Source organism: Bradyrhizobium sp. 35 (assembly GCF_023073215.1).
Taxonomy (GTDB): domain Bacteria; phylum Pseudomonadota; class Alphaproteobacteria; order Rhizobiales; family Xanthobacteraceae; genus Bradyrhizobium; species Bradyrhizobium canariense_D.
In genome coordinates this window covers 179,718-206,359 of the sequence record NZ_JADPJC010000010.1, presented here as the reverse complement: position 1 = coordinate 206,359, position 26,642 = coordinate 179,718, and the positions used below count along the sequence as shown (strand labels likewise).

General features: G+C 63.9%; 26 protein-coding genes. 8 read left to right on the top strand and 18 right to left on the bottom strand.

From position 1 onward, the window contains the following. On the bottom strand, positions 1-654 hold a 654-nt coding region (gene groEL / locus IVB36_RS01660; RefSeq protein WP_211434785.1), incomplete at its 3' end, for a chaperonin GroEL. Positions 655-698: 44 nt separating this feature from the next. Beyond that, the gene (locus IVB36_RS01655) at positions 699-1,013 is read right to left on the bottom strand and encodes a co-chaperone GroES (protein WP_007611913.1); all 315 of its coding nucleotides are present in this window, start codon (positions 1,011-1,013) and stop codon (positions 699-701) included. 373 nt (positions 1,014-1,386) lie between these two features. Between IVB36_RS01655 and IVB36_RS01650 the strand changes: the two genes are divergently transcribed. Further along, complete coding sequence (locus IVB36_RS01650; RefSeq protein WP_007611911.1) at positions 1,387-1,674, top strand: usg protein; 288 nt, start codon at positions 1,387-1,389, stop codon at positions 1,672-1,674. Positions 1,675-1,822: 148 nt separating this feature from the next. Further along, the gene (locus IVB36_RS01645; RefSeq protein WP_018455297.1) at positions 1,823-2,362 is read left to right on the top strand and encodes a cupin domain-containing protein; all 540 of its coding nucleotides are present in this window, start codon (positions 1,823-1,825) and stop codon (positions 2,360-2,362) included. Between the two features lie 12 nt (positions 2,363-2,374). On the opposite strand, the gene IVB36_RS01640 is transcribed toward IVB36_RS01645, so the two are convergent. Together IVB36_RS01640 and IVB36_RS01635 are read right to left on the bottom strand one after the other, a co-directional pair. Further along, positions 2,375-4,501: a tetratricopeptide repeat protein gene (locus IVB36_RS01640; RefSeq protein ID WP_247390340.1), complete on the bottom strand. Its 2,127-nt coding sequence runs from the start codon at positions 4,499-4,501 to the stop codon at positions 2,375-2,377. Positions 4,502-4,604: 103 nt separating this feature from the next. Next, positions 4,605-5,855, bottom strand: a complete 1,251-nt coding sequence (locus IVB36_RS01635) for a nucleoside transporter C-terminal domain-containing protein (RefSeq protein ID WP_085361711.1) — start codon at positions 5,853-5,855, stop codon at positions 4,605-4,607. A 158-nt stretch (positions 5,856-6,013) separates the two neighbouring features. Here IVB36_RS01635 and IVB36_RS01630 point away from each other — a divergent pair, with 158 nt between their 5' ends. Further along, the gene (locus IVB36_RS01630; RefSeq protein WP_039799415.1) at positions 6,014-7,252 is read left to right on the top strand and encodes an MFS transporter; all 1,239 of its coding nucleotides are present in this window, start codon (positions 6,014-6,016) and stop codon (positions 7,250-7,252) included. 239 nt (positions 7,253-7,491) lie between these two features. Here the strand turns inward: IVB36_RS01630 and IVB36_RS01625 are convergent, their stop codons facing one another. The 5 genes from IVB36_RS01625 to IVB36_RS01605 form a co-directional block, all read right to left on the bottom strand. Then, a complete protein-coding gene (locus IVB36_RS01625) occupies positions 7,492-8,250 on the bottom strand; it encodes an SDR family oxidoreductase (protein WP_247390339.1) in 759 nt (252 codons plus the stop codon). A gap of 26 nt (positions 8,251-8,276) precedes the next feature. Beyond that, positions 8,277-9,035 (bottom strand): proteasome-type protease, encoded by a 759-nt coding sequence (locus tag IVB36_RS01620; RefSeq protein WP_026232918.1) that lies wholly within the window; start codon positions 9,033-9,035, stop codon positions 8,277-8,279. A gap of 122 nt (positions 9,036-9,157) precedes the next feature. Then, the gene (locus IVB36_RS01615; RefSeq protein WP_247390338.1) at positions 9,158-10,006 is read right to left on the bottom strand and encodes a transglutaminase family protein; all 849 of its coding nucleotides are present in this window, start codon (positions 10,004-10,006) and stop codon (positions 9,158-9,160) included. 68 nt (positions 10,007-10,074) lie between these two features. Continuing rightward, the gene (locus tag IVB36_RS01610; RefSeq protein WP_018455303.1) at positions 10,075-11,019 is read right to left on the bottom strand and encodes an alpha-E domain-containing protein; all 945 of its coding nucleotides are present in this window, start codon (positions 11,017-11,019) and stop codon (positions 10,075-10,077) included. Between the two features lie 4 nt (positions 11,020-11,023). Further along, positions 11,024-12,442: a circularly permuted type 2 ATP-grasp protein gene (locus IVB36_RS01605; protein ID WP_027518749.1), complete on the bottom strand. Its 1,419-nt coding sequence runs from the start codon at positions 12,440-12,442 to the stop codon at positions 11,024-11,026. Positions 12,443-12,719: 277 nt separating this feature from the next. Here IVB36_RS01605 and IVB36_RS01600 point away from each other — a divergent pair, with 277 nt between their 5' ends. The 3 genes from IVB36_RS01600 (at position 12,720) to IVB36_RS01590 (ending at position 14,748) form a co-directional block, all read left to right on the top strand. Next, positions 12,720-13,457, top strand: coding sequence for a molybdopterin-binding protein (locus tag IVB36_RS01600; RefSeq protein WP_018455305.1), 738 nt, complete (start codon positions 12,720-12,722; stop codon positions 13,455-13,457). 36 nt (positions 13,458-13,493) lie between these two features. Beyond that, positions 13,494-14,021, top strand: coding sequence for a xanthine phosphoribosyltransferase (gene gpt / locus IVB36_RS01595; protein ID WP_026232919.1), 528 nt, complete (start codon positions 13,494-13,496; stop codon positions 14,019-14,021). A 109-nt stretch (positions 14,022-14,130) separates the two neighbouring features. Further along, positions 14,131-14,748: a hypothetical protein gene (locus IVB36_RS01590; protein WP_026232920.1), complete on the top strand. Its 618-nt coding sequence runs from the start codon at positions 14,131-14,133 to the stop codon at positions 14,746-14,748. Here the strand turns inward: IVB36_RS01590 and IVB36_RS01585 are convergent. Together IVB36_RS01585 and IVB36_RS01580 are read right to left on the bottom strand one after the other, a co-directional pair. After that, the gene (locus IVB36_RS01585) at positions 14,745-14,972 is read right to left on the bottom strand and encodes a hypothetical protein (RefSeq protein ID WP_247390336.1); all 228 of its coding nucleotides are present in this window, start codon (positions 14,970-14,972) and stop codon (positions 14,745-14,747) included. The genes IVB36_RS01590 and IVB36_RS01585 overlap by 4 nt on opposite strands. A 4-nt stretch (positions 14,973-14,976) precedes the next feature. Continuing rightward, the gene (locus IVB36_RS01580) at positions 14,977-15,999 is read right to left on the bottom strand and encodes a methionine synthase (RefSeq protein WP_085351098.1); all 1,023 of its coding nucleotides are present in this window, start codon (positions 15,997-15,999) and stop codon (positions 14,977-14,979) included. 110 nt (positions 16,000-16,109) lie between these two features. Between IVB36_RS01580 and IVB36_RS01575 the strand changes: the two genes are divergently transcribed. Together IVB36_RS01575 and IVB36_RS01570 are read left to right on the top strand one after the other, a co-directional pair. Then, a complete protein-coding gene (locus IVB36_RS01575) occupies positions 16,110-16,718 on the top strand; it encodes a 2-hydroxychromene-2-carboxylate isomerase (RefSeq protein ID WP_018455310.1) in 609 nt (202 codons plus the stop codon). Next, the gene (locus IVB36_RS01570; protein WP_085361714.1) at positions 16,718-17,695 is read left to right on the top strand and encodes an NADPH:quinone oxidoreductase family protein; all 978 of its coding nucleotides are present in this window, start codon (positions 16,718-16,720) and stop codon (positions 17,693-17,695) included. The genes IVB36_RS01575 and IVB36_RS01570 overlap by 1 nt, the downstream gene beginning before the upstream one ends. A gap of 12 nt (positions 17,696-17,707) precedes the next feature. On the opposite strand, the gene IVB36_RS01565 is transcribed toward IVB36_RS01570, so the two are convergent. From IVB36_RS01565 to IVB36_RS01535, 7 genes are all read right to left on the bottom strand, one after another. Continuing rightward, the gene (locus IVB36_RS01565) at positions 17,708-18,598 is read right to left on the bottom strand and encodes a crotonase/enoyl-CoA hydratase family protein (protein WP_085351100.1); all 891 of its coding nucleotides are present in this window, start codon (positions 18,596-18,598) and stop codon (positions 17,708-17,710) included. A gap of 150 nt (positions 18,599-18,748) precedes the next feature. Further along, positions 18,749-20,170, bottom strand: a complete 1,422-nt coding sequence (locus tag IVB36_RS01560) for an amidase (RefSeq protein ID WP_085361715.1) — start codon at positions 20,168-20,170, stop codon at positions 18,749-18,751. After that, on the bottom strand, positions 20,163-21,335 hold the full coding sequence (locus IVB36_RS01555) for a M20 aminoacylase family protein (RefSeq protein WP_247390334.1): 1,173 nt from the start codon (positions 21,333-21,335) through the stop codon (positions 20,163-20,165). The genes IVB36_RS01560 and IVB36_RS01555 overlap by 8 nt, the downstream gene beginning before the upstream one ends. Before the next feature lie 13 nt (positions 21,336-21,348). Continuing rightward, entirely contained in the window at positions 21,349-22,854 is a 1,506-nt protein-coding gene (locus IVB36_RS01550; RefSeq protein WP_247390333.1) for a M81 family metallopeptidase, read from the bottom strand. Positions 22,855-23,066: 212 nt separating this feature from the next. After that, positions 23,067-24,716, bottom strand: a complete 1,650-nt coding sequence (locus IVB36_RS01545; RefSeq protein WP_085361872.1) for an ABC transporter ATP-binding protein — start codon at positions 24,714-24,716, stop codon at positions 23,067-23,069. 14 nt (positions 24,717-24,730) lie between these two features. Further along, a complete protein-coding gene (locus tag IVB36_RS01540; RefSeq protein WP_085351104.1) occupies positions 24,731-25,618 on the bottom strand; it encodes an ABC transporter permease in 888 nt (295 codons plus the stop codon). Between the two features lie 20 nt (positions 25,619-25,638). Next, positions 25,639-26,580 carry an ABC transporter permease gene (locus IVB36_RS01535; protein WP_007602533.1) on the bottom strand — a complete coding sequence of 314 codons (942 nt, stop codon included), beginning with the start codon at positions 26,578-26,580 and terminating at the stop codon, positions 25,639-25,641. Positions 26,581-26,642 lie beyond the last annotated feature (62 nt).

Here is a 26,642-nt window from a genome sequence, read left to right as displayed (position 1 = left end):
GGCGTCGTCCATCTCAACGCGCATCTTGTCGGCGTTGGTGACGAAGTAGGGCGAGATGTAGCCGCGGTCGAACTGCATGCCCTCGACGACGTCGAGCTCGGTCTCGAGCGACTTGGCTTCCTCGACGGTGATGACACCCTCGTTGCCGACCTTCTTCATGGCGTCGGCGAGGAACTTGCCGATCTCCGCGTCGCCGTTGGCCGAGATGGTGCCGACCTGGGCGATCTCGTCGTTCGAGGTCACCTTCTTGGAGTTCTTGACGAGGTCCGCAACGACGGCTTCGACCGCGAGATCGATACCGCGCTTCAGATCCATCGGGTTCATGCCGGCGGCAACCGACTTGGCGCCTTCGCGCACGATCGCCTGGGCCAGCACGGTCGCGGTGGTGGTGCCGTCGCCGGCCGCGTCAGCGGACTTGGAGGCGACTTCGCGCACCATCTGCGCGCCCATGTTCTCGAACTTGTCCTCGAGCTCGATCTCCTTGGCGACGGTGACGCCGTCCTTGGTGATGCGGGGAGCGCCGAACGACTTGTCGAGCACGACGTTGCGGCCCTTCGGACCGAGCGTGACCTTCACCGCGTTGGCGAGAATGTCGACGCCGCGAAGCATCTTGTCGCGCGCATCGACCGAGAATTTGACTTCTTTAGCTGCCATCTGGATTTTTTCCTTAGGTGTTTAACTGGATAAGAGAGGGGCTCTTAGGCCGCCTTCTTCTTGGAAGCGGGGACGTCGAGGACGCCCATGATGTCGCTTTCCTTCATGATCAGCAGGTCGACATTGTCGATCTTGACCTCGGTGCCGGACCACTTACCGAACAGCACGCGGTCGCCGACCTTCAGGTCGATCGGGATCAGCTTGCCAGCTTCGTCGCGGCCACCCGGGCCGACGGCGACGATCTCGCCCTGCGAGGGCTTTTCCTTCGCCGTGTCGGGAATGATGATGCCGCCAGCGGTCTTCTCTTCTGCGTCGATGCGCTTGACCACGACGCGGTCGTGAAGCGGACGGAAATTCATGCAGTTCTCCTAAGCTTTTGCACGATTTGGGAATTTTGGGTTGTTAGCAGTCTGCGCCGGCGAGTGCCAGCGCAGGCACAACTGAGATAAGGCAGGATTTTGGCGGGAGCAAGGGCTTGTAGCAGAAAAATAGCACTCGGAGGCGCCGCCTGCCAAAATCTCTTTCCATCGTTAATCGCGCTCGGCGCAGTATTAGCACGGAGCTAGATCTGCTGCTAACGCATTGAATTTCAACAGCTTGTTAAACTTTTGGGCTTGAGATGGATTGTCAGTTTGCGTCACATTTCTCTTATGTGAGCGCATCAGCAGCGGGTGGCTCTTTAGGCGCACCGGAAAGCCACCCCTTGAATGCGCTCCTGCAAAGGAGGTTGGCATGGGCTTGCGGAGTGGAGCCGTTTCGGACGATTTCCGGAAACAGCTGCTGGGTTACGGAATGACGACGGCGCAGATTCTCTACCGGATGCCGGATCATCCCTCGCTGCTCCAGACTTACGTCTGGCAGGACTACGACATGTTTCCGAAATTTCCGGCGCTGAAGGATTTTCTGGCGTTCTGGCAGGAAAAGCTCGACGGACCGCTTCACTCGGTGACAGTGGCGCATTCCAAGCTGATCAAGCCGGCCGAGTTGCGCGCGGTGGACGGCGTATTCCGGCTGCATTGAAGGGCGGAGCTGTAGGGTGGGTTAGCGTCAGTGTAACCCCCATGCCTCAACGCTTGCGCAAAGAAGTGGTGGGTACGTTAGCGCTAACCTACCCTGCGATTTCGCATTCTGTGCTAGCCTCTCCCCATAACAACAGGGAAGGCCGCCCATGGCCAAGAAAGCAAAATCACGCAGCGCATCGCAAGCCGCGGTGAAGAAGCGTAGCGGGGCCAAACCCGCAGCACGATCCACGGCGCGCACGGCGGTGAAGGCAAAAGCCCCCACGACAACGGCAAAGTCATCCGCCAAGAAACCGGCGCGGCCCAAGCAGCGCATTGCGATCAGCCATCACCGCGAGGAAGACTTCAAAGCCGACGGTCTGCGTACCTACGCGAAATATCGCGACCTCGGCATCGCCGCCGCCAGCCACGGCCTCGCGCAGGCGCACGTGATCCGGCTGCAAGGCCCCTGCAATCCGGACGAAGTGTCGAAGCTGCACTTTCACGACGTCGAATTCCAGATGGTCTACGTGCTCAAGGGCTGGGTGAAGACCTATATGGACGGAGAGGGCGAGACGCTGATGAAAGAAGGTAGCGCCTGGACCCAGCCGCCGAAGATCAAGCACATGATCCTGGACTATTCGGACGACGTCGAGCTGCTGGAGGTGATCCTGCCGGCGGAGTTCAGGACCGTGGAGTTTAAGGCGTAGGCGAGGCGGAGATCAGCCGCCGTCGTTGCAATAGCGTTTCCACATCGCGCGATAGGCATCGTCCACCGCTTGCACGTATGAGATTGGGTTGCCGGCGGCGGCAGCCCTGATCTGTCCGGGCAGTTCGCCGCGCAACTTATCGAGCTCGCCGATCTGCAACCCACGGCTCGCTGCGATTTCGACATAGGCCTCATCGCTGTCCGCGACCCACTCCGGCAGGCCCAGCGCGGTGAGGATGGAGCCGGCAGCACGGCTCGGCAGGCTGTGACCGAGCTTCGCCACCACCGGCACGCCCATCTGCAAGGCTTCCCACGTGCTGACGCCGCCATTCTGCGGGAATGGGTCGAGGCCAATATCGACGCGATTGAACGTTGCCAGATGTTCGTCTCGCGACGTGGCTCCGAGCAGATCGACGCGTTCGGCCGGCAACCGGCAAGCGGCAAACCGCGCCAGCAGATTGTCGCGGACCAGCTGAGCGTCCAGTGCAGTATCCTTGATCAGCAGTCGCGAACCCGGCACCCGCTCGAGAATCCTAGACCAGACTTCCACCGCCTCGTTCGAAATCTTGCTGATGCGGTTGAAGACACCGAATGTGATGAAGCCGTTCGCGAGCGCCGGCGTCGGCGCCCGCGCAATCCCGGGTGGCAGCGGCGCCAGCGTCACAAAGCACGGCAGGTCAACGATGGTCTCCGCAAACAGATGCCGAACCGCGGCAGGAATCGCGACCGGGTCCGAGAATAGATAATCGATGGTTGGCAACCCGGTCCCGGTACCATGGCCCCAGCCATGCGCCTGAACAGGTGCCGGTTTGCGCGCAAACACACCGAGGCGGTTTCCGCTGGTGTGGCCGGACAGATCGATCAGGATATCGACGCCGTCGGCGCGGATCTGAGCGGCGAGGCGATCGTCGGACCATTGCGAGGCGTCGCGCCAGCGATCGGCGATCCCCTGAAACTCGCGGGTCGTCGCGTCCGTTTTCGGTGAACAAGCGTAGCACACGATCTCGAACTGTGCCCGATCATGGTGCTGCAGGACCGGCTTGAAAATGAACGCCGCTGAATGTGTGTGAAAATCCGACGAGACATAACCCAGCACCAGACGGCGATCCGGATCGCGGCTGTTCTCATGCGGTCCCGCCGCTGCCGAGGCGATCTTCGCGCCGATCTGCTCCCACCATACATGTCGCGCTTGCTGATGCTGCGCAACGCTGGCGTCGGCCATGAAATCGAGGGTGAATATCTTGCTGGAGATCGTGCTCTGATCAGGCTCGATGTCGAGAGCTCTGTCGAAACTGGCGAGGGCTTCGTCGACCCGGCCAAGTGCCGCGAGACATTGGCCGAGCAGGCTGTGGGCCTGAGAGAAGCCGGGATCGGCCGCGAGAGCCTTCTCGCAATCGGACAATGCTTCGGCAACTTGCCGGGTCAGGAGCAAGATACTGGCCCGCCAGAGCCATCCATTCGCGTCGTCGGGTGCGAGGGCGATTGCGCGATTGCAATCCGCCATGGCTTCGTCAAATCGCTGAAGCTCCCGCAATGCAACGGCGCGGGTCGACAGCGCCGAGGCGTAGTCAGGCTTGATCGATAGCGCGCGGTTTAAGCTTGCGATCGCTTCGTCATAGGCGCGCACACGGCAGAGCGCCCAACCCCGGCCGTTATGGGCTTCGGAAAGTCTTCCGTCGATTGCGAGCGCCTTGTCGTAGCTCTCGAGCGCTTCCTGGTAAAGTTCAAGGGCCGCGCTTGCGTTGCCGAGATTGGACAGGGCCAAGGCGTAGTTGGGTCGAAGGGCGAGGGCCTTCCGATAGCTCTCGCGGGCCTCATTGTGACGTTTCAGCCCGTTGAGCGCGACGCCCAGGCTCATATGGGCTTCGGCAGATCGCGGATCCAAGGCCACCGCTCGGCTCAGCAAAATTTGCGCCTGCCGATAGTTTTTGGATTCAGACTCCAAAGCGCCCAGCAAATGCAGCGCGATGAATTGGTCGGGCGCAAGCTCCAGGAGTTCGCGATAGGCCGTCTTGGCCTCGGGGAGAAGTCCCGCCTTGTGGAGCTGGAGGGCGCGCGCGAGCAGCGGCCCTAGCTCGGCTTTTTGCCGTTTCTGAAGCCGGGCATTTTGAAATGCCCGCTGGCCTTCGCTGTTGCTCATGAATCAATTCCAGCCGAATCTCCTGAAGAGATTGACATGGAAGGATTGTCGCGATTGCGCTGCGCCCCATCGGAGCTACGAGGGCGCCAGCCTCACACAAGCTTCACGTCAACACCCCCACCACTGCTCCCATCAGACACGTCGTCAGCGTTCCCGACACGATGGACTTCAGCCCGAGCGCGTTGATTTCCTCGCGCCGTTCCGGCGCCATCACGCCGAGACCGCCGATCATGATGCCGAGGCTGGCGAAATTGGCGAAGCCGCACATCGCATAGAGCATGATCAGGCGCGAGCGCGGATCGAGCGTGCCGGGCGGCAGCTTCGAGAAGTCGACATAGGCGATCAGCTCGTTCAGCACGGTTTTCGTGCCCATCAGGCTGCCGGCGGTGATCGCCTGATCCCACGGCAATCCCATGAGCCAGCACACCGGCGCCATCACGAGGCCGAGCAGGCGCTGCAACGAGATCGCAGCGCCGCCGACATCAGGCAGCAGGCCGAGGATCGCATTGACGAGATAGACCAGCGCCACCAGCACCAGCAGCATGGCGACGATGTTGATCAGCAGCTCGATCCCCGCGCCCGTCCCTTTCACGATCGCGTCCATCGTGCTGGAGACCTCCATCTCGGGAGCCTCCAGCGCGCCGCCGGTGCGCTTGTCGGATGTCTCCGGCACCATGATGAGGCTGACCAGGATCGCGGCCGGGGCACCCAGCACCGAGGCGATGACGAAATGGGCGGCTGCGTCGGGAATGAGGGGAGCAAGGAGCGTCGCATACAGCACCAGCACCGTGCCGGCGATGCCGGCCATGCCGCCGGTCATCACCAGGAACAACTCGCTGCGGGTCATTTGCGCGAGATAAGGCCGCACGAACAGCGGCGCCTCGACCATGCCGAGAAAGATGTTGGCGGCGGTCGAGAGTCCGACCGCGCCGCCGACGCCGAGCGTCCGCTCCAGCAGCCAGGCCATGCCGCGCACGACCGGGGGCAGCACGCGCCAATAGAACAAGAGCGTCGTCAGCACGCTCATGACCAGCACGATCGGCAGCGCCTGGAACGCCAGGACGAAATCGGCACCCGGTGCTTTCAGGTCGAAGGGCAGGGGACCGCCGCCGACATAGCCGAACACGAAGGAGGAGCCGGCGCGCGAGGCCGCCGAGATCGCGCCCACCGCGTCGTTGATGGCACCGAACGCGCGCGCGACGACGGGCACCTTCAGGAGAACGATCGCGGTGACGAAGGTGGCGACGAGGCCGATCGCCGCCTGGCGCAGCGAGGCCGCGCGGCGATTCTCGCTCAGGACCAAGGCGATCAACAGCAATGCGAAAACGCCGAGTGCCGATTGCAGCCGCAGCATGATGTCCCCAAACCCCGATGATTATGGCCACCCCTGCGTTGCAAACGCAATGCCGGGAGATTGTCGAAGCGTCTCGCTGTTGACAAGCAGGTCCGCGTCAGCCACGCGGAGCACGTCGACATCAGGAGCCGGATAGCCCGAGCGTGACCGAAGAGGCGATGCCAGACCAGCCCATATCGGGAAACCCGCCGGTCAGTGCCCGCGCGCTCCTCTCCCATCGCGCCTTTCTGTTCTTTCTGCTCTCGCGCAGCCTGTCGCGTTTCTCCAGCCAGATTGCGGCGGTCGCGATCGGCTGGCAGATCTACGATCTCACCGGCTCGGCCTTCGATCTCGGCATGGTCGGCCTCGTGCAATTCCTGCCCACGGCGCTGCTGGTGTTCATCGCCGGCCATGCCGCCGACCGCTACGAGCGCAAGCGCGTGGTCCAGCTCTGCCAACTCGTGGAAGCAGCGACCGCGCTCTATCTCGGCGTCATCACCTATCTCGGCTTGGTCAGCGAAGTTCAGATTTTCGTGGCCACCTTCGTGCTCGGCATTGCCGGCGCGTTCGAGAGCCCGACCACCGCGGCGCTGCTGCCGGCGATCGCGCCGCAGGGCTCGCTCCAGCGCGCCACCGCCGTCTCCAGCGGTGCGGCGCAGGTCGCGACCATTACCGGTCCGGCGCTAGGCGGTTTTGCCTACGCGGTTGCGCCGCATCTCGCCTACGCGGTGATGGTGCTGTTCTGGATCTTCGGGATGATCCTGACCGGCTTCATCCGCCCGCGCCCCCAGGCGATCGCCAAGGATATGGCGGGAGCCGACAATATCTTCGCCGGCGTCCGCTTCATCCGCGGCAATCCGGCGATCCTCGGCACCATCTCGCTCGATCTGTTCGCGGTGCTGTTCGGCGGCGTCACCGCGCTTCTGCCGATCTATGCCCGCGACATCCTCCAGACAGGTCCGATGGGACTCGGGATCCTGCGCGCCGCGCCCGCGGTCGGCGCGCTGCTGATGACCATGGTGCTGGCCCGTCACGCCATTTCGCGGCATGTGGGCCTGCGCATGTTTCAGGCAGTGATCGTGTTCGGCGTCGCAACGATCGTGTTCGCGCTGTCGTCCTGGATGTGGCTCTCGGTGCTCGCGCTCGCCGTTCTCGGCGCGGCCGATACGATCAGCGTCGTGATCCGCTTCTCGCTGGTGCAGCTCGCGACGCCCGACGAGATGCGTGGCCGGGTCGGTGCGGTGAACTTCCTCTTCATCAACGCCTCCAACCAACTCGGCCAGTTCGAGAGCGGGGTGGCTGCCGCACTGTTCGGCGCAATGCCGGCAGCCGTGCTGGGCGGCGTCTGCACGGTTGCGGTGGCGCTGTTGTGGATGAAGCTGTTTCCGAGTCTGCGCCGGGTGGAGAGTTTGGAGTAGGAGCTCGCTCTCTCCCCGTCATTGCGAGGAGCCCGCGACAAATTGTGAAGTAATTTTGCGCTGGCGCGACGAAGCAATCCAGAATCTTGCCGCGGTGGTAGTCTGGATTGCTTCGCTGCGCTCGCAATGACGATTGTTGAAGCAGTGCGGAGATTTAGCCGACTTCACGTCCGCTTGCGGAGCGAGGCTGCAACCCCATGCCGCCTACTGTGCATGGGGTTGTTTTCGCGTTTTCTGATTCAGCCCCGTCCCACGAACGGCATCTTGGTTGCCATGACGGTCATGGTCAGCACGTTGGCATCGAGCGGCAGGCCGGCCATGTAGGCAACGGCATCGCCGACCGCCTTCGCGTCCATGCGCGGCTCCTGCTTCGACGTGCCGTCGGGCTGCAGCACGCCGGGACCGTTGACCATGCGGTCGGTCATGGGCGTTGCGGCATTGCCGATGTCGACCTGGCCGACCGCGATGTCGTACATGCGCCCGTCGAGGTTGGACGCCTTGGTGAGGCCGGTGATGGCGTGCTTGGTCGAGGTATAGGCCGACGAGAACGGCCGCGGCGCATGCGCCGAGATCGAGCCGTTGTTGATGATGCGGCCGCCGCGCGGGGTCTGGTCCTTCATGATGCGGAAGGCGTGCTGGGTGCACAGGAACGGTCCGGTGAGGTTGGTGTTCACCACCGCCTGCCACTGCTCGAGGCTGAGATCCTCGAAATTCACCGGAGGGGCGCCCATGCCGGCATTGTTGAAGAGCACGTCGAGCCGGCCATAGGTGGCCTTCACCTTGTCGAACAGTGCCGCAATCGAGTCCGGCTTGGTCATGTCGGCGGTGACGCAGAGGCTTTTTCCCGCGGGGCCGAGCTTGGCCGTCTCCTCGAGCATCTCGGGCCGGCGCCCGACCAGCACCACGGTGAAGCCTGTGTTCATCAGCGCCAGTGACGCCGCGCGCCCGACTCCAGTGCCGGCGCCCGTCACCACTGCGATCTTTTTCGCTTCACTCATCGTTTCCTGCCTTTTCTCTTGATCTGTCAGGTTTTGGATTCTTTTTCGTTCTTGTAGGGCGGCCGCGGAATGTTCTGATGCGCGGCGCGCAAGGCCGCCGACCAGCGCGAGCGCAAATCGTGGAAATAGGGCTCGCCCGCCTCGATGCGGTGGTTGAGGTCGGCCTCGCAGGCGTCGGCGCGCACCACCAGAACGTCGATCGGCAGGCCGACGCCGAGATTCGAGCGCATGGTCGAATCCATCGAGATCAGCCCGGTCTTCAGCGCCTCGTAGAGTTCGACGTCGTAATGCATGGCGCGGTCGAGCACCGGCTTGCCGTATTTGTGCTCGCCGATCTGCAGATAGGGTGTGTCGGTGGTGCATTCGATGAAATTGCCGGCGGTGTAGACCATGAACAGGCGCATGCGCGCGCCGTTGATCTGGCCCCCGAACAGGAAGGACACGTCGAACGATACGTCCTCAGACCTCAGTGCGGGGCCCTCGGTCGCGTGCACGGCCCGGATCGCCCGGCCAATGCGCTGGGCGGCCTGGAACATGGTCGGCGCGTTCATCAGCGTCTCGATCTCACCGGTGTCGGGGTCTTCGAGGCCCTCGGTCAGCGTCGAGAGCACCGACTGGCTGATGGCGAGGTTGCCGGCGCTGGCAATCGCCATAATGCGGTCGCCGGGCTTGGAGAAGATGTGGAGCTTGCGGAAGGTCGAGACGTTGTCGAGGCCGGCATTGGTGCGGGTGTCGGCGATCATCACCAGACCGTCCCGAACCAGAATTCCGCAACAATAGGTCATTTCCTGTCCCCGAACGCGTTTGCGCGGATTACTAGCCAATTTCAAGGGCCGCTCCAACCCCCGATTGCCGCGGGGCGGCAGGGTGGAAACCGACCGTGGGTGAGGGGCGCGCGGGGCGCGGCTCAGCTCTGCCGCTGGGACTGCGATTGCGACTGGCCGCCACGGCCGGCCTGCTCGACCTTGACCGCCACCGACAGCGTCTCCGCGCCGCCGCCATAGCGGGTGCCGCGTACGGGGGCGGCGCCGAGATAATCGAGCCCGATCGCGACGCGGACATGGGCGTCGGTGGCGCAGATGCGGTTGGCGGGATCGAAGCCGACCCAGCCGAGACCGTCGACATAGGCCTCCGCCCAGGCATGGCCCGCGTCCTGATGCACCGTACCGTCGGAGCGCAGGAAATGGCCGGAGACGAAGCGCGCCGGCACGCCGCCGCTGCGGGCGCAGGCGATGAAGATGTGCGCGTAGTCCTGGCAGACGCCGCGCTTGAGCGTGAACGCTTCCGCCGCCGACGTGCCGCTGTTGGTGGGGTCCTCGTCGAAGGTCATGTGATCGCTGATTTGCGTCATCAGCGTGTGCAGGAAGCCCAGCGTGTCGCTCTCGGCCTCGCTACGCAGCTGGCGCGCGACCGCATTCATCGCCGGATTGACCGTGGTAAGGTCGGTGGCGCGCAAGAACATGCCGGCGGGAAAGCGCTCGTCGGCGCCGCGGAGAACGCCACCGGTGTCATGGGTCTCGATCAGGCCCTCGGCGGTGATCTTGATATCGCCGACCGGTCCGCAGGACAGCACATGGGTGACGTTGCCGAACGCATCCTCGTGGGTGTCGAGCTTGGTGTCGGTCGACACGTCGATCTGCCACTCCGCCACATATTGCCCGTCATGGCTGCCGGGCGTCATGCGCAGGATCTGGATCACGCTCGTGGCCTGCGGCTCGTAGCGATAGGTCGTGGTGTGCAGGATTCGCAGGCGCATGGTGGACCGTTGTTGTAGCGTCATCGATCCGGGCTAGCCCTGCGGGCGTCCCCGGAATGGCAGCAGTATCAGATCAAATACTGCTTCGTGATGATTTCGCCCAGCCTGGAATTGTCCAAGATGAATTCCTGAATGAATTCATGCACGCCATGCTGGAAAATGTCGTTCATATTGCTGTGTTCCAGCCGGTTGCGAATGCCGCGGGCATGGCGCTGGGCCGGACCCTGGCGGCCATAGGCGACGCCGATCTGATCGAGATTGCGCACCAGATTGCCGTAGCAGCTTGCGAGCGAACGCGGCAGCGAATCGTTGAGGATGAGCAAATCCGCGATCAGCCAGGGCTTCAGTGTCTCGCGATAGACCCAGTGATAGGCCGTCAGCGCCGAAACCGAACGCAGGATCGAGGTCCATTGGTAGAAATCCAGCGGGCCGCCGACATGCTCCTCCTCGGGCAGCAGCACATGGTATTTCACGTCGAGAATACGAGCGGTGTTGTCGGCGCGTTCGAGATGCAGGCCCATCCGCGAGAACCAGTAGGCGTCGTTGCGCAGCATGGTCCGGTAGGCCGAGCCGTCGAAGCGCAGCGAGGTCTCCTGCACGAAGCGCAGGAACTTTGCGAGATCCTCGCGCGTGGAGGTCCCTCTGCTCCAGACCTCCTGCAACTCGATCCAGGCCGAGTTGATGGTATCCCACATCTCGCTCGTCAGCGCTGTGCGCACCGAGCGCGAATTCAGCCGCGCGGCCTCGATGCAATTCCTGATCGAGGACGGATTATCCGCCGAGAACGAGAGATAATCGACGACGTTGCGCTCGTTGGCTTCTTCGTACTGCTGATAGAAGCTTGCGGCGACGCCGGCGGTCAAAAGCGCCGAGTCCCATTCGTTGGTCTTGCCGATATAGGCGGCGGGAAGCGCGGTGACGCGCAGCGTCGCATCGATGGTGCGCGCGAGATATTCGGCCCGTTCGACGTAGCGGGCGAGCCAATAGAGGTTTTCGGCGGTACGCGACAGCATCTCTCTACTCGTCCAGGATCCAGGTATCTTTGGTGCCGCCGCCCTGGCTCGAATTCACCACCAGGGAGCCTTCCTTCAGGGCAACGCGTGTCAACCCGCCGGGGACGATCGTGGTGCTCTTGCTGCCGGTGAGCACGAACGGCCGCAGGTCGACGTGGCGGGGCGCAAGGCCGGATGCCGTGCAGGTCGGGCAGGTCGAGAGCGCCAGCGTCGGCTGCGCAATGAAGCCCTCGGGCTCGCGTTTGAGCTTCTCGCGGAAGGCTTCAATCGTCGCCTTGGTCGCGGCAGGGCCGATCAGCATGCCGTAGCCGCCGGAGCCGTGCACCTCCTTCACGACGAGCTCGCTCAGATGGTCCAGCACATAGGCGAGATCCTTCGGCTCGCGGCAGCGCCAGGTCTGCACGTTCTTCAGGATCGGCTCCTCGCCGAGGTAGAATTTTACGATGTCCGGCATGTAGGAGTAGATCGCCTTGTCGTCGGCGATGCCGGTGCCGACCGCGTTGGCGAGCGTGATGTTGCCGGCCGCATAGGCCGACATCAGCCCGGGCACGCCGAGGGCGGAGTCGGGGCGGAAGGTGAGGGGATCGAGGTAGTCGTCGTCGACGCGGCGGTAGATCACGTCGACCCGTTTCACGCCCTCGGTCGTCCGCATGAACACTTCGTTGTTCTTGACGATGAGGTCACGGCCCTCGACCAGCTCGATACCGAGCTTGTCGGCGAGGAAGGAGTGCTCGTAATAGGCCGAGTTGTAGACGCCCGGCGTGAGCAACGCGACGGTCGGCTCGCCGGAGGCGCTTTGCGGCGCCACCGAGCGCAAGGCGGATAGCAGCTCGTCCGGATAGCGTTCGACCGGCGCCACCCTGTGGCGGGCGAACAGGTCCGGAAACAGCCGCATCATGATCTCGCGGTTTTCCAGCATGTAGGACACGCCCGAGGGCGTGCGTGCATTGTCCTCCAGCACGATGAAGTCCTCGGCATCGACCCGGACGATGTCGATGCCGGCGATGTGCACGTAGACGTCGTGCGGCACCTGCTGGCCGTTCATCTCGGGACGGAAGACCGGGTTCTGAAAGATGAGGTCGTCGGGCACGATCTCGGCACGGAGGATATCGCGCCCGTGATAGATGTCGCGCAGGAACATGTTGAGCGCGCGCACGCGCTGCTTCAGGCCCTTCTCCAGCAGTGACCATTCCTTGCCGGACATGATCCGCGGGATCACATCGAAGGGGATCAGGCGCTCCGTGGACTCGGAGTCGCCATAGACCGCGAAGGTAATGCCGATGCGGCGGAAGAGGAGCTCGGCCTCCTGGCGGCGATATTCGAGCGCCTCGGGAGGCGTCTCCTTGAGCCAGCGCGCCAGCTCCTGATAGGCGGGGCGAAGGTCCCCACCGGGAATGTTCATTTCATCAAACGCGACTGCCATAGATCCCGACTTGTCTCCGCAAGGCGTTGCGCCATTCGACAGGTCGCGAGGCCCTGGTGAAGACCGCAACGTCCTGGCCATGCGGCAAGAGTGCATGACTTTCATGCGGTAGCAAGGGCCGGGCCAGCGCGATAAGCATGGGGAGAGGACATTTGCCGGGGATGGCCGGCGGCTTGCCTGAAAAAATGGCTGAGGACTGCTTATTTCGGCAGCAAAACCGCGTGACTTCAACGCGTTACCTCGGCAAAGTCGGGCCGATAGGTGAGGGACTTGAGGTATGAGCGAGATCGTCACGGCGGGTATTCTGGTCATTGGGGACGAAATCCTGTCCGGCCGGACCAAGGACAAGAACATCGGCTTCATCGCCGAATACCTGACCAATATCGGCATCGACCTGAAGGAGGTCCGGGTCGTCTCCGACGACGAGTCCGACATCATTGCGGCGTTGGATGCACTGCGGCATCGCTACACCTATGTCTTCACCACAGGTGGCATCGGGCCGACCCATGACGACATCACCGCTGATAGCGTCGCCAAGGCGTTCGGCGTCGGCATCGACCATCACCCGGAGGTGGTCGCCCGTTTCCGCGAGCGCTGGAGCGAGCAGGACCTCAACGAGGCCCGCCTGCGCATGGCCCGCATTCCTGATGGTGCCGAGCTGATCCAGAGCGCGACCATCCTCGCTCCCGGCTTCAAGATCGGCAATGTCATCGTGATGGCGGGCGTGCCCTCGATCATGCAGGCGATGATGGACATCGTCTCGCCCAAGCTGAAATCGGGCGTGCGCATGCTCTCTGAATCGGTCCGCGCCAATGCGCGGGAAGGCGACATCGGCAGCCCGCTGCGGGCGATTGCCGCCCAACATCCCGACACCATCATCGGCAGCTATCCCTTCATGGATGAAGAGCAGAAGCCGAACACCAATCTGGTGGTGCGCTCGCGCGATGCGGACAAGCTCGCAGCCGCAATGGCGGCGGTGAAGGAAATGCTGGCGGGATTGAACATCACCCGCTAGCAACCTAGCTGCCGGCAGACGAAGCAGGAGACGACGATGGCTGGTGAAGCACCGGAACTAAGTGCGGAAGAACGGGCGGGCCGCCCCTTTCCGGTGTCGTGGGACCAGTTCCACCGGGATTGCCGGGCACTGACCTGGCGGCTCAATGAAGTTGGTCCGTTTCATGCGGTGATCGCGATCACCCGCGGCGGGCTTGTGCCGGCGGCGATCGTGGCGCGCGAGCTTGGCGTGCGCGTGATCGATACGGTCTGCATCGCCAGCTATGACCACGACAAGCAGGGCGATCTCAAAGTGCTGAAGGGCATCTCCGAAGACGTGATGACGCTTGGCGGCGGCACCGGCAAGGGGCTCCTGATCGTCGACGATCTCGTCGACACCGGCAAGACCGGCAAGCTGGTGCGCGCGATGCTCCCCGACGCGCATTTCGCAACCGTCTACGCCAAGCCGAAGGGACGTCCGCTGGTCGATACCTTCATCACCGAAGTCTCGCAGGACACCTGGATCTTCTTCCCCTGGGACACCGCGCTGTCCTATCACCCGCCGCTTCGCGACGGGGCGGCGTGATTATCGCCGTCATTGCGAGCGCAGCGAAGCAATCCAGAAATGTGTCCGCGGAAACAGTCTGGATTGCTTCGTCGCTTCGCTTCGCTCGCAATGACCGGTGGAGGCGACCATGCCCCTGCAAAACCGCGTCACGCCGACCGGCGAGATCATCGCGACACCGCACCGCGGCATGTTCACCGGCAACCGCGGCATCATTCATGATCCCGCGACGAAGACGCTGCTGAAAAAGCGCTGGTCGTCGCCGGCCTGGATCACCTGCCTGTGCGAATTCCGCGGCTGGCGTCGGCCGGTGATGGCGCGGCGGAGCTGGACCGAGCTGTTCTTCCTCGACGAGGCCACGGCTTTTGCCGCCGGCCATCGGCCCTGCTTCTTCTGCCGCCGCGACGATGCGAAGCGATTTCGCGTTGCATGGGAGATGGGCAACGACGCCCGCGGCATCAGCGCCAAGGCGATGGATGCCGTACTGCATCGGGAGCGGCTCGATCGTGGCAAGAAACGGCTGCATGTGCTGTCGATGCCGCTCGCGGAATTGCCTGACGGCGCGATGGTGCAACAGGGCGATGACTGCTTCCTCCTCGCGCAGGGCAAGGCGCTGCTGTGGTCACCCGCGGGCTACGTCCTGCATCCGAGCGCCCTCGATCACCCGTTGCTGTTGACGCCGCCTTCCACGCTGCGCGCGATCATCGCTGGATATCAACCTGTGCTGCATCGGACCGCGCGCCGCTAGCGCAGTGGCTTGCCGTGCTCATCCACTGTGGTCCGCGCATCGCGCAGTGCCCATTCGCGGATCACTTGGCGGCAGCGCGCCAGCTCGGCTTCGCTCGCGGCATTCGCATCCTTCGACGCACGCTCCACGATTGCCTTGCAATTGAGAAGCACGGAACGATCCTCTGCGCGCGCCGACAGCGCGAACGCGGCAAGCGTTGCAATGGTGAACGCCAGACGGATCACATCCCTAACCCAGCTTCTCGCGTGCCAGCGCGGCACCCGCGCCGAGCGCCATCAGCTTGGCTTCGGCGATCTCGCGCCGCATCGGCGCCATGCCGCAATTGGTGGTGGCGATGATGTTGCTCTTGGGCACGAATTTCGACACCGCGTCGATCACCTGCACGACATCCTCGGCCGTCTCCACCGTGTCGCTGGCGACGTCGATCACGCCGGCCTGCACGATCTTGGTCTTGAGCAGCGCAAGCAGGTCGAGCGGCACCTTCGAGTTGCGGCACTCGATCGCGACCTGCTGGATTGGGCTGGCGTCGATCGCGGGAAATATCTGCTCGTACTGCCGCCATTGCGCGCCGAGCGTTTCCTTCCAGTCGGTGTTGGCCTTGATGCCGTAGCCGTAGCAAATATGCACGGCGGTGGCGCAGGTCAGGCCCTGCGCGGCGCGCTCCAGCGCCTTGATGCCCCAATCGTTGACCTCGTCCATATAGACGTTGAACGCGGGCTCGTCGAACTGCACGAGATCGACGCCGTCGGCCTGGAGCGCCTTGGCTTCCTCGTTCAGCAATTCGGCGAACGCAAAGGCCATCTTGACGCGGTCGCCATAGTAGCGATCGGCAATGGTGTCGATGATGGTCATCGGGCCGGGCAGGGTGAATTTCAGCTTCTTCATCGTGTGCGCGCGGGCGACACGCGCCTCGTCGGCGTGGACGCGGCTCTTCAGCCGGAGCGGGGCGACGACCTGCGGCACCATCGCCTTGTAGCGATCCTTGCGGATACCCATCTCGACCTTGTGGGCGAAATCGATGCCCTCGATCTTCTCCAGGAACCCGTGGACGAAATGTTGCCGGGCCTGCTCGCCCTCAGTGACGATGTCGATCCCGGCGTCCTCCTGGACTTTAACGGCAAGCATCGTCGCATCGCGTTTGGCGCGGACGAGCTCGTCGCCTTGCGACTTCCAGGGCGCCCAGAGCATGTTGGGTTCGGCGAGCCATTCCGGCTTCGGCAAGGAGCCGGCGATCGTGGTTGGAAACAGCATGGCGGCCCTCTCGGCGGGTTATGATTGCGCCCCTTCCTGCCATGTCTTAACGTCGAGGTACAGAACAACAAAAGTCGCCTTGAAACCGGCGGCGCCGGACCGGAAACGCCATGATCGAATTCTTCTTCGACTGTTCCAGCCCCTGGACCTATCTCGCCTTCCACAACATCCAGCCGCTGGCCAGGGAGGTTGGCGCGGAGATCATCTGGCGGCCGATCCTGGTGGGCGGCATCTTCAATACGGTCAACCCAAGTGTCTACGCGCAGCGTGAGACGCCGGTGCCGCTGAAGGCGCGCTACATGAAAAAGGACCTTGCCGACTGGTCGCGCTCGGCCGGTCTCGCGATCAAGATGCCGCCGACGGTATTTCCGGTGAACAGCGTGAAAGCGATGCGCGGCTGCATCTGGCTCGGGCAGGAATCGGTGCCTTTCGCCACGGCGGTGTTCGAGACCTATTGGGGCGAGGACAAGGACATCTCGCAGGATTCAGTGCTCGCGGAGATCTGCAGGAAGGTCGGCGTCGATGAGCAGAAATTCTTCGCGGGCATTTCGGGGCAGGGGATCAAGGATCAGCTCAAGGCCAACACCGAAGAAGTCGTCGCCCGCGGCGGCTTTGGCTCGCCGACGATCTTTCTCGGCAAGACCGACATGTATTTCGGCAATGACCGCCTGCCGTTGATCCGCGAGGCGCTGCTGCGCGGCAAGGCGAGCGCGGCCTGATGGTGCGGGCTGTCGTTTGCCGCGCGCTCGGCGCGCCCGAAAAATTGCAGCTCGAAGAGTTTCCGTCGCGCGAGCTGAAGCCGGGCGAAGTGCGCGTCGCGATCCGTGCCGCCGGCCTGAATTTTCCCGACGTGCTGATGGCGGCCGGCGAATACCAGCTCAAGCCGGAGCTGCCGTTCACGCCGGGCATGGAGGCGGCCGGCGACGTGACCGAGGTCGGCGCAGAGGCGAGTGGCGTCTTCCTCGGCGACAAGGTCATCGTCAAGATGCGACACGGTGCCTTCACGGATGAAGCCGTGGTGACACCGTCGCAGCTCACCCCGATGCCATCGACGTTCGACTATGCGGAAGCCGCGACCTATCTCGCCGGGCACGGCACCGCCTATCACGCGCTGATCGACCGCGGCCGGGTTGCGCCGGGCGAGGTGCTGCTGGTGCATGGCGCCGGCGGTGGCGTGGGCCTTGCTGCCGTGGAGATCGGCAAGATGCTGGGTGCCACCGTGATCGCGACGGCGTCCAGCGACGAAAAGCTCGCGGTCGCCAAGGCGCGTGGCGCCGATCATCTCGTGCGCTACGATCGCGAGCCGTTTCGTGATGCTGTCAAACGTATTACCGACGGGCGCGGTGCCGACGTCGTGTTCGATCCCGTCGGCGGAGAAGTGTTCGAAAACTCGATGCGTTGCATCGCCTGGGGCGCACGGCTGCTGGTGATCGGCTTCACCGGCGGCATCGGCTCGGCGAAAACCAATCTCTTGCTGATCAAAGGCGCCAGCGTGCTCGGCGTGCGTGCCGGCGAGGCCGTGCGGAAAAATCCAGCGCTTGGCGAAGTGCGCCTGAGGGCGCTGCTCACATGGGCGGAAGAGGGCAAGCTGCGGCCCCACGTCTCGCACCGCCTGCCGCTGGAGGAGGTTGCGAAGGCGATGCGGTTGCTGATCGACCGCAAGGCGATCGGGCGTGTGGCGTTGTTGATGGACTAAGTGCCTACAAGGTCACTTGTACTCCCGCTCAGTCCACCACGGGAAATAATCCGGCATATCGCTCGATACCTTGTTCTTGAACTGCGCAGGGCGCTTTTCCAGGAACGACACCACGCCTTCCTTCACGTCGTCGGAGCGGCCGCGGGCGTAGATGCCACGGCTGTCGACCTTGTGGGCTTCCATCGGGTCGTCAGCGCCCATCATGCGCCACATCATCTGCCGGATCAGCGCCACCGATACCGGCGCGGTCTTGGCCGCGAATTCCTTGGCGAGCGCCCGGGCGGTCGGCAGCAGATCATCGGGGGCCACGACCTTGCTGACGAGACGTCCTGCGAGGGCTTCCTGCGCCGGGAAGACGCGGCCCGAATAGCACCATTCCAGCGCCTGCGAGATGCCGACGATGCGCGGCAGGAACCAGCTCGAGGCCGCCTCCGGCACGATGCCGCGCTGGGAGAACACGAAGCCGAAGCGCGCCGCATCGGAGGCGATGCGGATGTCCATCGCGAGCTGCATGGTAACACCGATGCCGACCGCGGGACCGTTCACCGCGGCAATCACCGGTTTCAGGCATTTGAAGATGCGCAGTGTCACCTGGCCACCGCCGTCGCGCACCTGGGAATCACTGTAGTCGACCTTGCCGTCGGCGAAGCGCTTCACCGGTCCGCGACGCGCGTCGCGATCAAAGGTGTCCGCGCCCGACGAAAGATCTGCGCCCGCGCAAAACCCGCGACCGGCGCCTGTGACGATGATGGCGCGGACGTCGTCGTCCTTGTCGGCGGCGTCGAACGCGTCGATCAGCTCTCCTTGCATCTGCGCGTTGAAGGCGTTGAGCTTGTCGGGGCGGTTCAGCGTGATGGTGAGGATCTGCTCGGCGACCTCGTATTTGATCGTCTCATACGCCATGGTGGTTTCCTTCCCTGTCCTGAATTCTGTCTCGAAGAGACGTCATGCATAGCCGCCAGCGTCCGTCTTGCGCGGACTGGGCATGTGGCGGCCAGTAAGAGAACGCGGATGGCCAGTCTAAACAACAAGCCCGGCCATGACGGAGTGTATCTAATTCGCCGGCGGGCTCGGCCAGGGCTTCTGCGGCCCGCGCAGGCTCTCGAACGCCTTGGCCATGCCAAGCACGCCGATATCGTCGAAGCGGCGGCCGACGATCTGCACGCCGATGGGAAAACCCTTGGCGTCGAAGCCGCCGTTGATGGAGATCGCCGGATTCTCCGACATATTCCATGGCACGGTATAGGCAATGTGTTCGAACGGCTTCATGGGATCGTTGGTCGGCGAGGCCCACTCCGCCGGATAATTCACGTTCGGCGCGGTCGGCGAGATCACATAGTCGAGCTCGCAGAACAGCTTTGATGCCGCAGCGCGGATTGCCATGGTCTGGTTGAAGCCCCTGATGACGTCGACGCCGGACAGCTTTGCGCCGGACTCGCCCCATTTGAAGATGTAGGGCAGCACCTTTGCCTGTTCGGCCGGCGTCAGCTTCGACAGATCATCCCACATCCGTGCGCGCCAGAAGTTGTCGAGGCCGTCGAGCATCTCGCGCGTGAGGATGCCGTCGACCTCGGTGACGACGGCGCCTGCGGATTCGAACGCTTTCGCCGCCTTCACAGCGACCTCGCGCACCGGTTTCTCCAGCGCCAGGCCAACGCCGGGATCGAGCATCAATCCGATGCGCAGTTTGCGCGGGGATTTCTCCGGCCCCTTCCAGTTGAGGGGCTCCGCTGGCAGGCTCATGCCGTCGCGCCGGTCGGGTTTTGCGATCACGCTCATCATCAGCGCGCAATCGTCAACTGTGCGGGTCATGGGACCGGCGACGCGGCCGACATAGGTGGGATCGATCGGCACGCGGCCAAAGCTCGGCTTCAATCCGACGAGGCCGCACCAGCCCGCGGGCAGGCGGACAGAGCCGCCAATATCGGTGCCGAGATGCAGCGGACCATAGCCAGCCGCCGCAGCGGCGCCCGCGCCGGCGCTGGAGCCGCCGGGGTTCTTGGAGAGGTCCCAGGGATTGCGCGCGAGCGCGTGGAAGGAGGACAGCCCCGAGGACAGCATGCCGTAATCGGGCATGGTGGTCTTGGCAAAGATGATCGCGCCGGCTTCGCGCAGGCGCGCGGCGGGCGGTGCGTCCTTCTCGGCCGGCACGAGCTTGACGCTGGCCGCGCCCAGCGGCACCGGCACGCCTTTGGTCGCGATGTTGTCCTTCACCGTCACCGGCACGCCGTCGAGCGCTCCGGACGGCTCGCCCCCGGACCAGCGCGCGGTCGAGGCCTTCGCGGTCTCGCGCGCGCCGTCGGGATCGAATGCATAAAGCGCCTTGAGGTGTGGCTCCCACGCGGCGACGTGCGCGAGCACGTCTTCCAGCACCTCGCTCGGCGAGAACTGCTTGGCGCGATAGCCCGCGATCAGATCGACCGCAGAGAGATCGTGCAGCGAGGTGACTTCCTCTTCGACACCCTTTTTATGCATGGGCACCCACCGGCATCCGGGTCTCGATGATCCGGGCGAACATGCTGGCACCGATCGGCAGGATCTTGTCGTCGAGCACGAAGCCGGGATTGTGCACGGGCACCGAGCCGTCGTGGCCGACCCAGAAATAGGCGCCGGGAATGGTTTGAAGCATGTCGGCAAAATCCTCGCTGCCCATCTTCGGCTGGGCGCGGGTGATCACGTTGGCGGGGTCGACGATGGTGCGCGCGACCTCCTCGACCACCTTGGACTGCTCGACCTGGTTGACCAGCACATCGAAGGTGTCGCGGATGTCGACGTCGATCACGCACTGATAGGCGCTCGCAATGCCGGCGCAGATCGTGCGAATGCGTTCGCTGATCAGGATGCGGACTTCTTTCGAGAAAGTGCGGATGGTGCCGCAAAGATGCGCTTCGCCGGGGATGACGTTGTACGCCGAACCGGCGTGAATCTGCGTGATCGAGACGACGGCGGCCTGCAGCGGCTCGACGTTGCGGCTGACGATGGTCTGGATCGCCTGCGCCAGCGTGGTCGCGATGATCACCGCGTCCTTGGAGCGTTTGGGCATCGCACCGTGCGCGCCGTAGCCAGTGATGCGGAGGTCGAAGAAGTCGGCGCTGGCCATCGCGGGGCCGGGCAGGATCGCGATCTCGCCGTGGTTAAGGTCGGGCGCGTTGTGCAGGCCGTAGAGTTCGTCGCAGGGAAATTTCTCGAACAGCCCGTCCTTGATCATCGCGCGGGCGCCGCCGAGACCTTCCTCGGCCGGCTGGAAGATCAGGTGCACTGTGCCGTCGAAGTTCCTGGTTTCGGCGAGGTAGCGCGCGGTGCCGAGCAGCATGGTGGTGTGGCCGTCATGGCCACAGCCGTGGAAGCGGCCGGGGATTTTCGAGCTCCATTTCAGATTGGTGTTCTCCTCCATCGGCAGCGCATCCATGTCGGCGCGAAGCCCGATACGCTTGCCGCTCGAACCCTTGCCCTTGATGACTCCGATCACGCCGGTGCCGCCGAGACCGCGATGCACCTCGATGCCCCAGCTCTTCAGCTTGTCCGCGACGATTCCGGAGGTGCGCACTTCCTCGAAGCCGATTTCCGGATGGGCGTGAAGGTCGCGCCTGATAGCAGTGAGTTCGTCGGCATAGCCGTCGATGCGGTCGATCGTGGGCATGTGTTCTGTCCAGTTAGCGTGAGGAGGGAGTGAAAATCGGGCCGTTCGGCTTGATGCGGATGCCCGGCCGCAGGCGCGTCCATGGCAGCGTGGCTGTGTCCGCGGGCATCGCGCCGGGGGCGGCGCAGATCATCAGCTTTTCTGCGATCGGCTCGAAATCGGCGCGGAAGTGCACCGAGCTCTTGTTGACCAAAATCTTCTCTTCGGTCGGCTCGATGCCGACATAGCGGTACATTGCCTGGTCGGCGAGCTGCGCCTTATGCGAGGATACGACGACCCGGACATCGCCGATGCGAAGGCAGGCCGACGGGCCCATCTCCATCTCGCGGCCGCCGTAGTAGGGACCGGGCGCGATGAAGCGGCCGTCCGAAAGTTTTTCGACGACGAAGGTCGCACGATAGGGCTCGTCGCCGGGAATGCCGGACTTGCCGCCAAGCGACAGCGTCACGGTGGCACCGGCGCCGGCTGCGTGCGCGGCCTCGGCCGATTCCGGATCGTAGATCGCGCCGGTCGCGGCGCTGGCCTTGTTGCGGACCAGCGCGCGTAGCATGCCGGTGGTGTCGGAATCGCCGCCGGCGCCGGGATTGTCCTGGGTGTCGGCGATGATGATCGGCTTGCTGGCGCCCTTCGAGAGTTCCATCGCGTGGCGTACGCCGTCATCAGGTGACCAGATCTTGCCGTCGAAATCGTCCTCGTGGCTTTCGATCAGCTTAACGATCGCATCCGCCGCGCGGTCGGCATCGGCTTGCGTCTTGCCATAGGCGAACACGCTCGGCCCGCAATCGCGGAAATCGGCGGCGGGGAAGCCGGGCGCGAAGGACAGCGTCGGAACCGCGTCGTTCTCCAGCGCGGCAAGCTTTTCGTAGATGCCCTTGGTCGGCTGGTCGTTGGTGCACTGCCAGCTGATCGGAATCAGGAACGGCAATTGCCGGAAGGCCTTTGCGAAACGCTGCTTTGTCTTCAGAAGCATTGCGAGATATTGCGCGCAGGCGCGGCCGGTCTCGGCCATGTCGACATGGGGATAGGTGCGGTAGGCGATCAGCGCGTCCGCATGCTCTATCATCTCGGGCGTGACGTTGGCGTGCAGGTCGAGGCTCGCGACAAGCGGAGTGCCCTTGCCGATGACGCGGCGCACGCGCGCGAGAATCTCGCCTTCGCCGTCGTCGAGATGTTCCGTGACCATCGCGCCGTGCAGATCGAGATAGACGGCGTCGATCGGGCCGGCGGCTGCAATGCCATCGACCATGACCTTCACGATGCGCTCGAAGGCGTCCTTGGTGACATGCGCCGAAGGGCTCGCGCCGCAGGCAATCGTTGGAATGAGTTCCCAGCCGTGGGCCTCGGCGCTGTCGACGAAACCGGCGAGGCCGACATTGATGCGGCGCATCACCTTCAGCACGTCGGGACCTTGCGTCATCGCCGGCCAGCCGCCGCCGTGCTGGAAGTCCGCGAACGTCGCCTTCGTCGGAGCGAAGGTGTTGGTCTCGTGCAGGAAGCCGCCGACGGCGATACGTGTCATCAACTCAAGTCCAGCAATTGAAAGTGCGCGACGTTAGCCCTGTGCTTGCGGCGAGAGCAAGCCGGGAAGCAATCGCGCCGCGCATGGCGTCAAGCCGTTTTGGGAATGCTTGTCGCAACCGCCGTCATTGCGAGCGAAGCGAAGCAATCCAGAATCCCTCCGCGGAGACAGTCTGGATTGCTTCGCTGCGCTCGCAATGACGAGGCGAGAGACTAGGCGCTGGCCGCCGCGCCCTCGGCCACCGGCCGGAAGTTCGCAAAATCCCAGCCGCGGCCTGGCGCTGCCTCGAGCAAGGCTCTGGTGTACGCCTCCTTCGGATGCGTCAGCACTTCGGCGGCCGGACCCTGCTCGACGACGCGGCCGTGTTGCATCACCATGACCTCGTCGCAGATCTGTGCTGCGACGCGTAGATCGTGAGTGATGAACAGGATGGCGATGCCGAGCCGCTGCTGGATCTCGTCGAACAGTTCCAGCACTTGCGCCTGCACGGAGACGTCGAGGGCGGAGACCGCCTCGTCCGCGACCAGCACGTCGGGATCGAGTGCGAGCGCGCGCGCGATCGCAATGCGCTGACGCTGGCCGCCGGAGAACTGGTGCGGATAGCGCGCGACCGCATCGGCGGGCAGGCCGACCAGCTCGAGCAATTCGCGCGCACGCTTCGTTGCGTCGGCATGCGACACGCCGTAATTGATCGGGCCTTCCGCGATGCTTTCGCCGACGGTGACGCGCGGGTTGAGCGAGCGGTAGGGGTCCTGGAATACGATCTGGATCTTCTTCCGATGCGGCTGCAACAGCCGCCGCGAAATGTCCGAGATCTCGCGGCCGGAGAGGCGCACGCCGCCCGAAGTCGGGTCGATCAGGCGGACGATGCAGCGCGCCACGGTCGATTTGCCCGAACCGCTCTCGCCGACGATGCCGAGCGTGCGACCCTTGCGTAGCGTCAGCGTGACCTTGTCGGCAGCGACGACCTCGCGGCCTTTACCGAAGAACGCGCGCTCGCCGTAGACCTTCCCAAGCTCGTTGGCTTCCAGCACCACCGGTTCCTTGGTCTCAAGCCGTGCCGCGCGCGGCACCAGGCTCGGTACTGCGGAAAGCAGGTTGCGGGTGTACTCCATGGTCGGATTGCGCAGGATGGAATCCAGCGTTCCGGTCTCGACCAGTCGGCCCTGCCGCATCACGGCGACGCGGTCGGCGATCTCGGCGACCACGCCCATGTCGTGGGTGATGAACAGCACGGCGGTTCCGTGATCGCGCTGGAGGTCGCGGATCAGGGTCAAGATCTGCTTCTGCGTGGTGACGTCGAGCGCGGTGGTCGGTTCGTCCGCAATGAGCAGCTTCGGTTCGAGCACGAGCGCCATCGCGATCATGATGCGCTGGCGCTGACCGCCGGAGAGTCGGTGAGGGTAGGAGGCAAAGATACGCTCAACCTGGGGCAGGCGCACCTGCTCCATCATGTCGAGGATACGCTTCTTGCGCGCCTTCGCGTCGAGTTTGGTGTGCGCGCGCAGGACTTCGTCGATCTGACGGCCGACCGGCATCACCGGATTGAGTGCCGTCATCGGCTCCTGGAAGATCATCGCCATTCGGGTCGCGCGGAGCTGCCGCAGGCGGCGGTCGGTCGCGGTGAGAATCTCCTCGCCGACCAGCTTGACGCTGCCGCCGGTGGGAACGAGCGTGCCCTTCGGCAGCAGACCCATCGTGGTCAGGGAGGTCACCGACTTGCCTGAGCCGCTTTCGCCGACAAGGCACAGCGTCTCGCGCTCGTGCACCTGGATCGAGATGCCGTCGAGGATGTTTGCAGCATTCGGCTTCTTGCCGACGGACACGACGAGGTTGTTGATGTCGAGGATGGGGCTGGTCATCACTTGATCGGTCATCATTTGCCTTCCCGCTGCTTCATGCGCGGATCGAGTGCATCGCGGGCGGCGTCGCCGATCAAATTGATGCTGAGGATGGCGATCGAGAGCAGCAGGCCCGGCCAGAAGATCAGCGTCGGCTTGAGCTGGAAGTACTGACGGCCCTCGGCCATGATGTTGCCCCAGGTCGGCGTCTCCGGCGAGATGCCGGCGCCGAGGAAGGAGAGGATGGCCTCAGTAAGGATCGCGGACGCGCAGACGTAACTGCCCTGCACGATCAGAGGTGCGATCGTGTTCGGCATCAAATGCCGCCACATGATCTTTGGCAGGGATGTGCCGACCGAGATCGCCGCTTCAACATAGGGCTCTTCGCGCGCCGACAGCACGACCGAACGCACCAGGCGTGCCACGCGCGGAACTTCGGGGATCGTGATCGCGATCAGCACCGTCCAGAGGCTGGCGCCGGACAGCGACACCACGGCGATTGCCAGCAGGATGCTCGGCATTGCCATCAGGCCGTCCATGATCCGCATCATGACGGAATCGACCAGCTTGAAGAAGCCGGAGACGAGGCCGATCGCCAACCCAATGACGATCGACATGATCGCCGAGCCGATGCCGATCAGAAGCGAAATGCGTCCGCCATACATCACGCGCGACAGCAGGTCGCGGCCATAGGCGTCGGTGCCGAGCAGGAATTGCGCCGAAGAGGGCTTCAGCCGCTGCGAGGGCGCAAGCTGGATCGGATCATACGGCGCGATCAACGGCGCCAGGATCGAGATCAGCACAACCAACACCAGGCAGATGGTCGCCGCCGCGATGATCGGCGTCGAGGTCAGGAATCCGAGGCGCGGTCGCAGCGGCGACGTGATCGGGATGGAGGACTGGGGAAGGGTATCGACCGACATTTTTGTTGTTATCCTTAGCCCTAGTACCGGATCCGGGGATCGAGCAGCGTGTAGGCGACGTCGATCAGGAGATTGACGACGACATAGATTAGCGACGTCAGCAAGATCATCGCCTGGATCACCGGATAGTCGCGCGCCAGCACCGCATCCACCGTGAGGCGGCCGATGCCGGGGATGTTGAACACGCTCTCGGTGACGACGACCCCGGAGATCAAAAGCGCAAAGCCGGTGCCGATCACCGTGATCACGGGCACGGCCGCGTTGCGCAGCGCGTGCCGCATCATCACGGCGACTTCGTTGATGCCTTTTGCCCGCGCGGTGCGGACGTAGTCCTCCCCGAGCACGTCGAGCATCGCCGCGCGCGTCATGCGCGCGATCAACGCGATATAGATGAAGGACAGCGCACAGGTCGGCAGGATGATGCGCTCGAAGAACGGCCCAAACCCGTTCGAGATGCTGCGGAAGCCCTGCACCGGCACCCAGCGCAGGTCGATCGCGAAGACCTCGATCAGGATGTAGCCGACCACGAACACCGGCACCGAGAAGCCGAGCACGGACAGGCCCATCACGAAGCGGTCGATCCAGGTGCCGTGCTTCCACGCCGCGATCACACCTAGGGGAACCGCGACGATGACGGCGAGGATGATGGTCGACAGCGCGATCGAGATCGACGGCTCGACCCGCTGGCCGATCATCTTCATCACCGGAAGGTTGGAGATGAGTGACGTTCCGAGATCGCCATGCAGCAGCTTGTTCAGCCAGGTGATGAACTGCACGATCAGCGGCTCGTTGAGGCCGAGCGAGGTGCGGATGCGCTCGAGCCGCTCCGGCGTGGCGTTGTCGCCGGCCAGAATCGCGGCGGGATCGCCCGGGGTGAGGCGGAGCAGGAGGAAGACGAACAGCGCCACCACGCCCATCACAGGCACGGCGGCGAGAATTCGGCGAAGGAGATATCCGAGCAAGTTGGATCCCGTCAGATGAGAGTCAAATCAGAGACAGCGGCTGGAGCCTGGGGTTCTGCCAC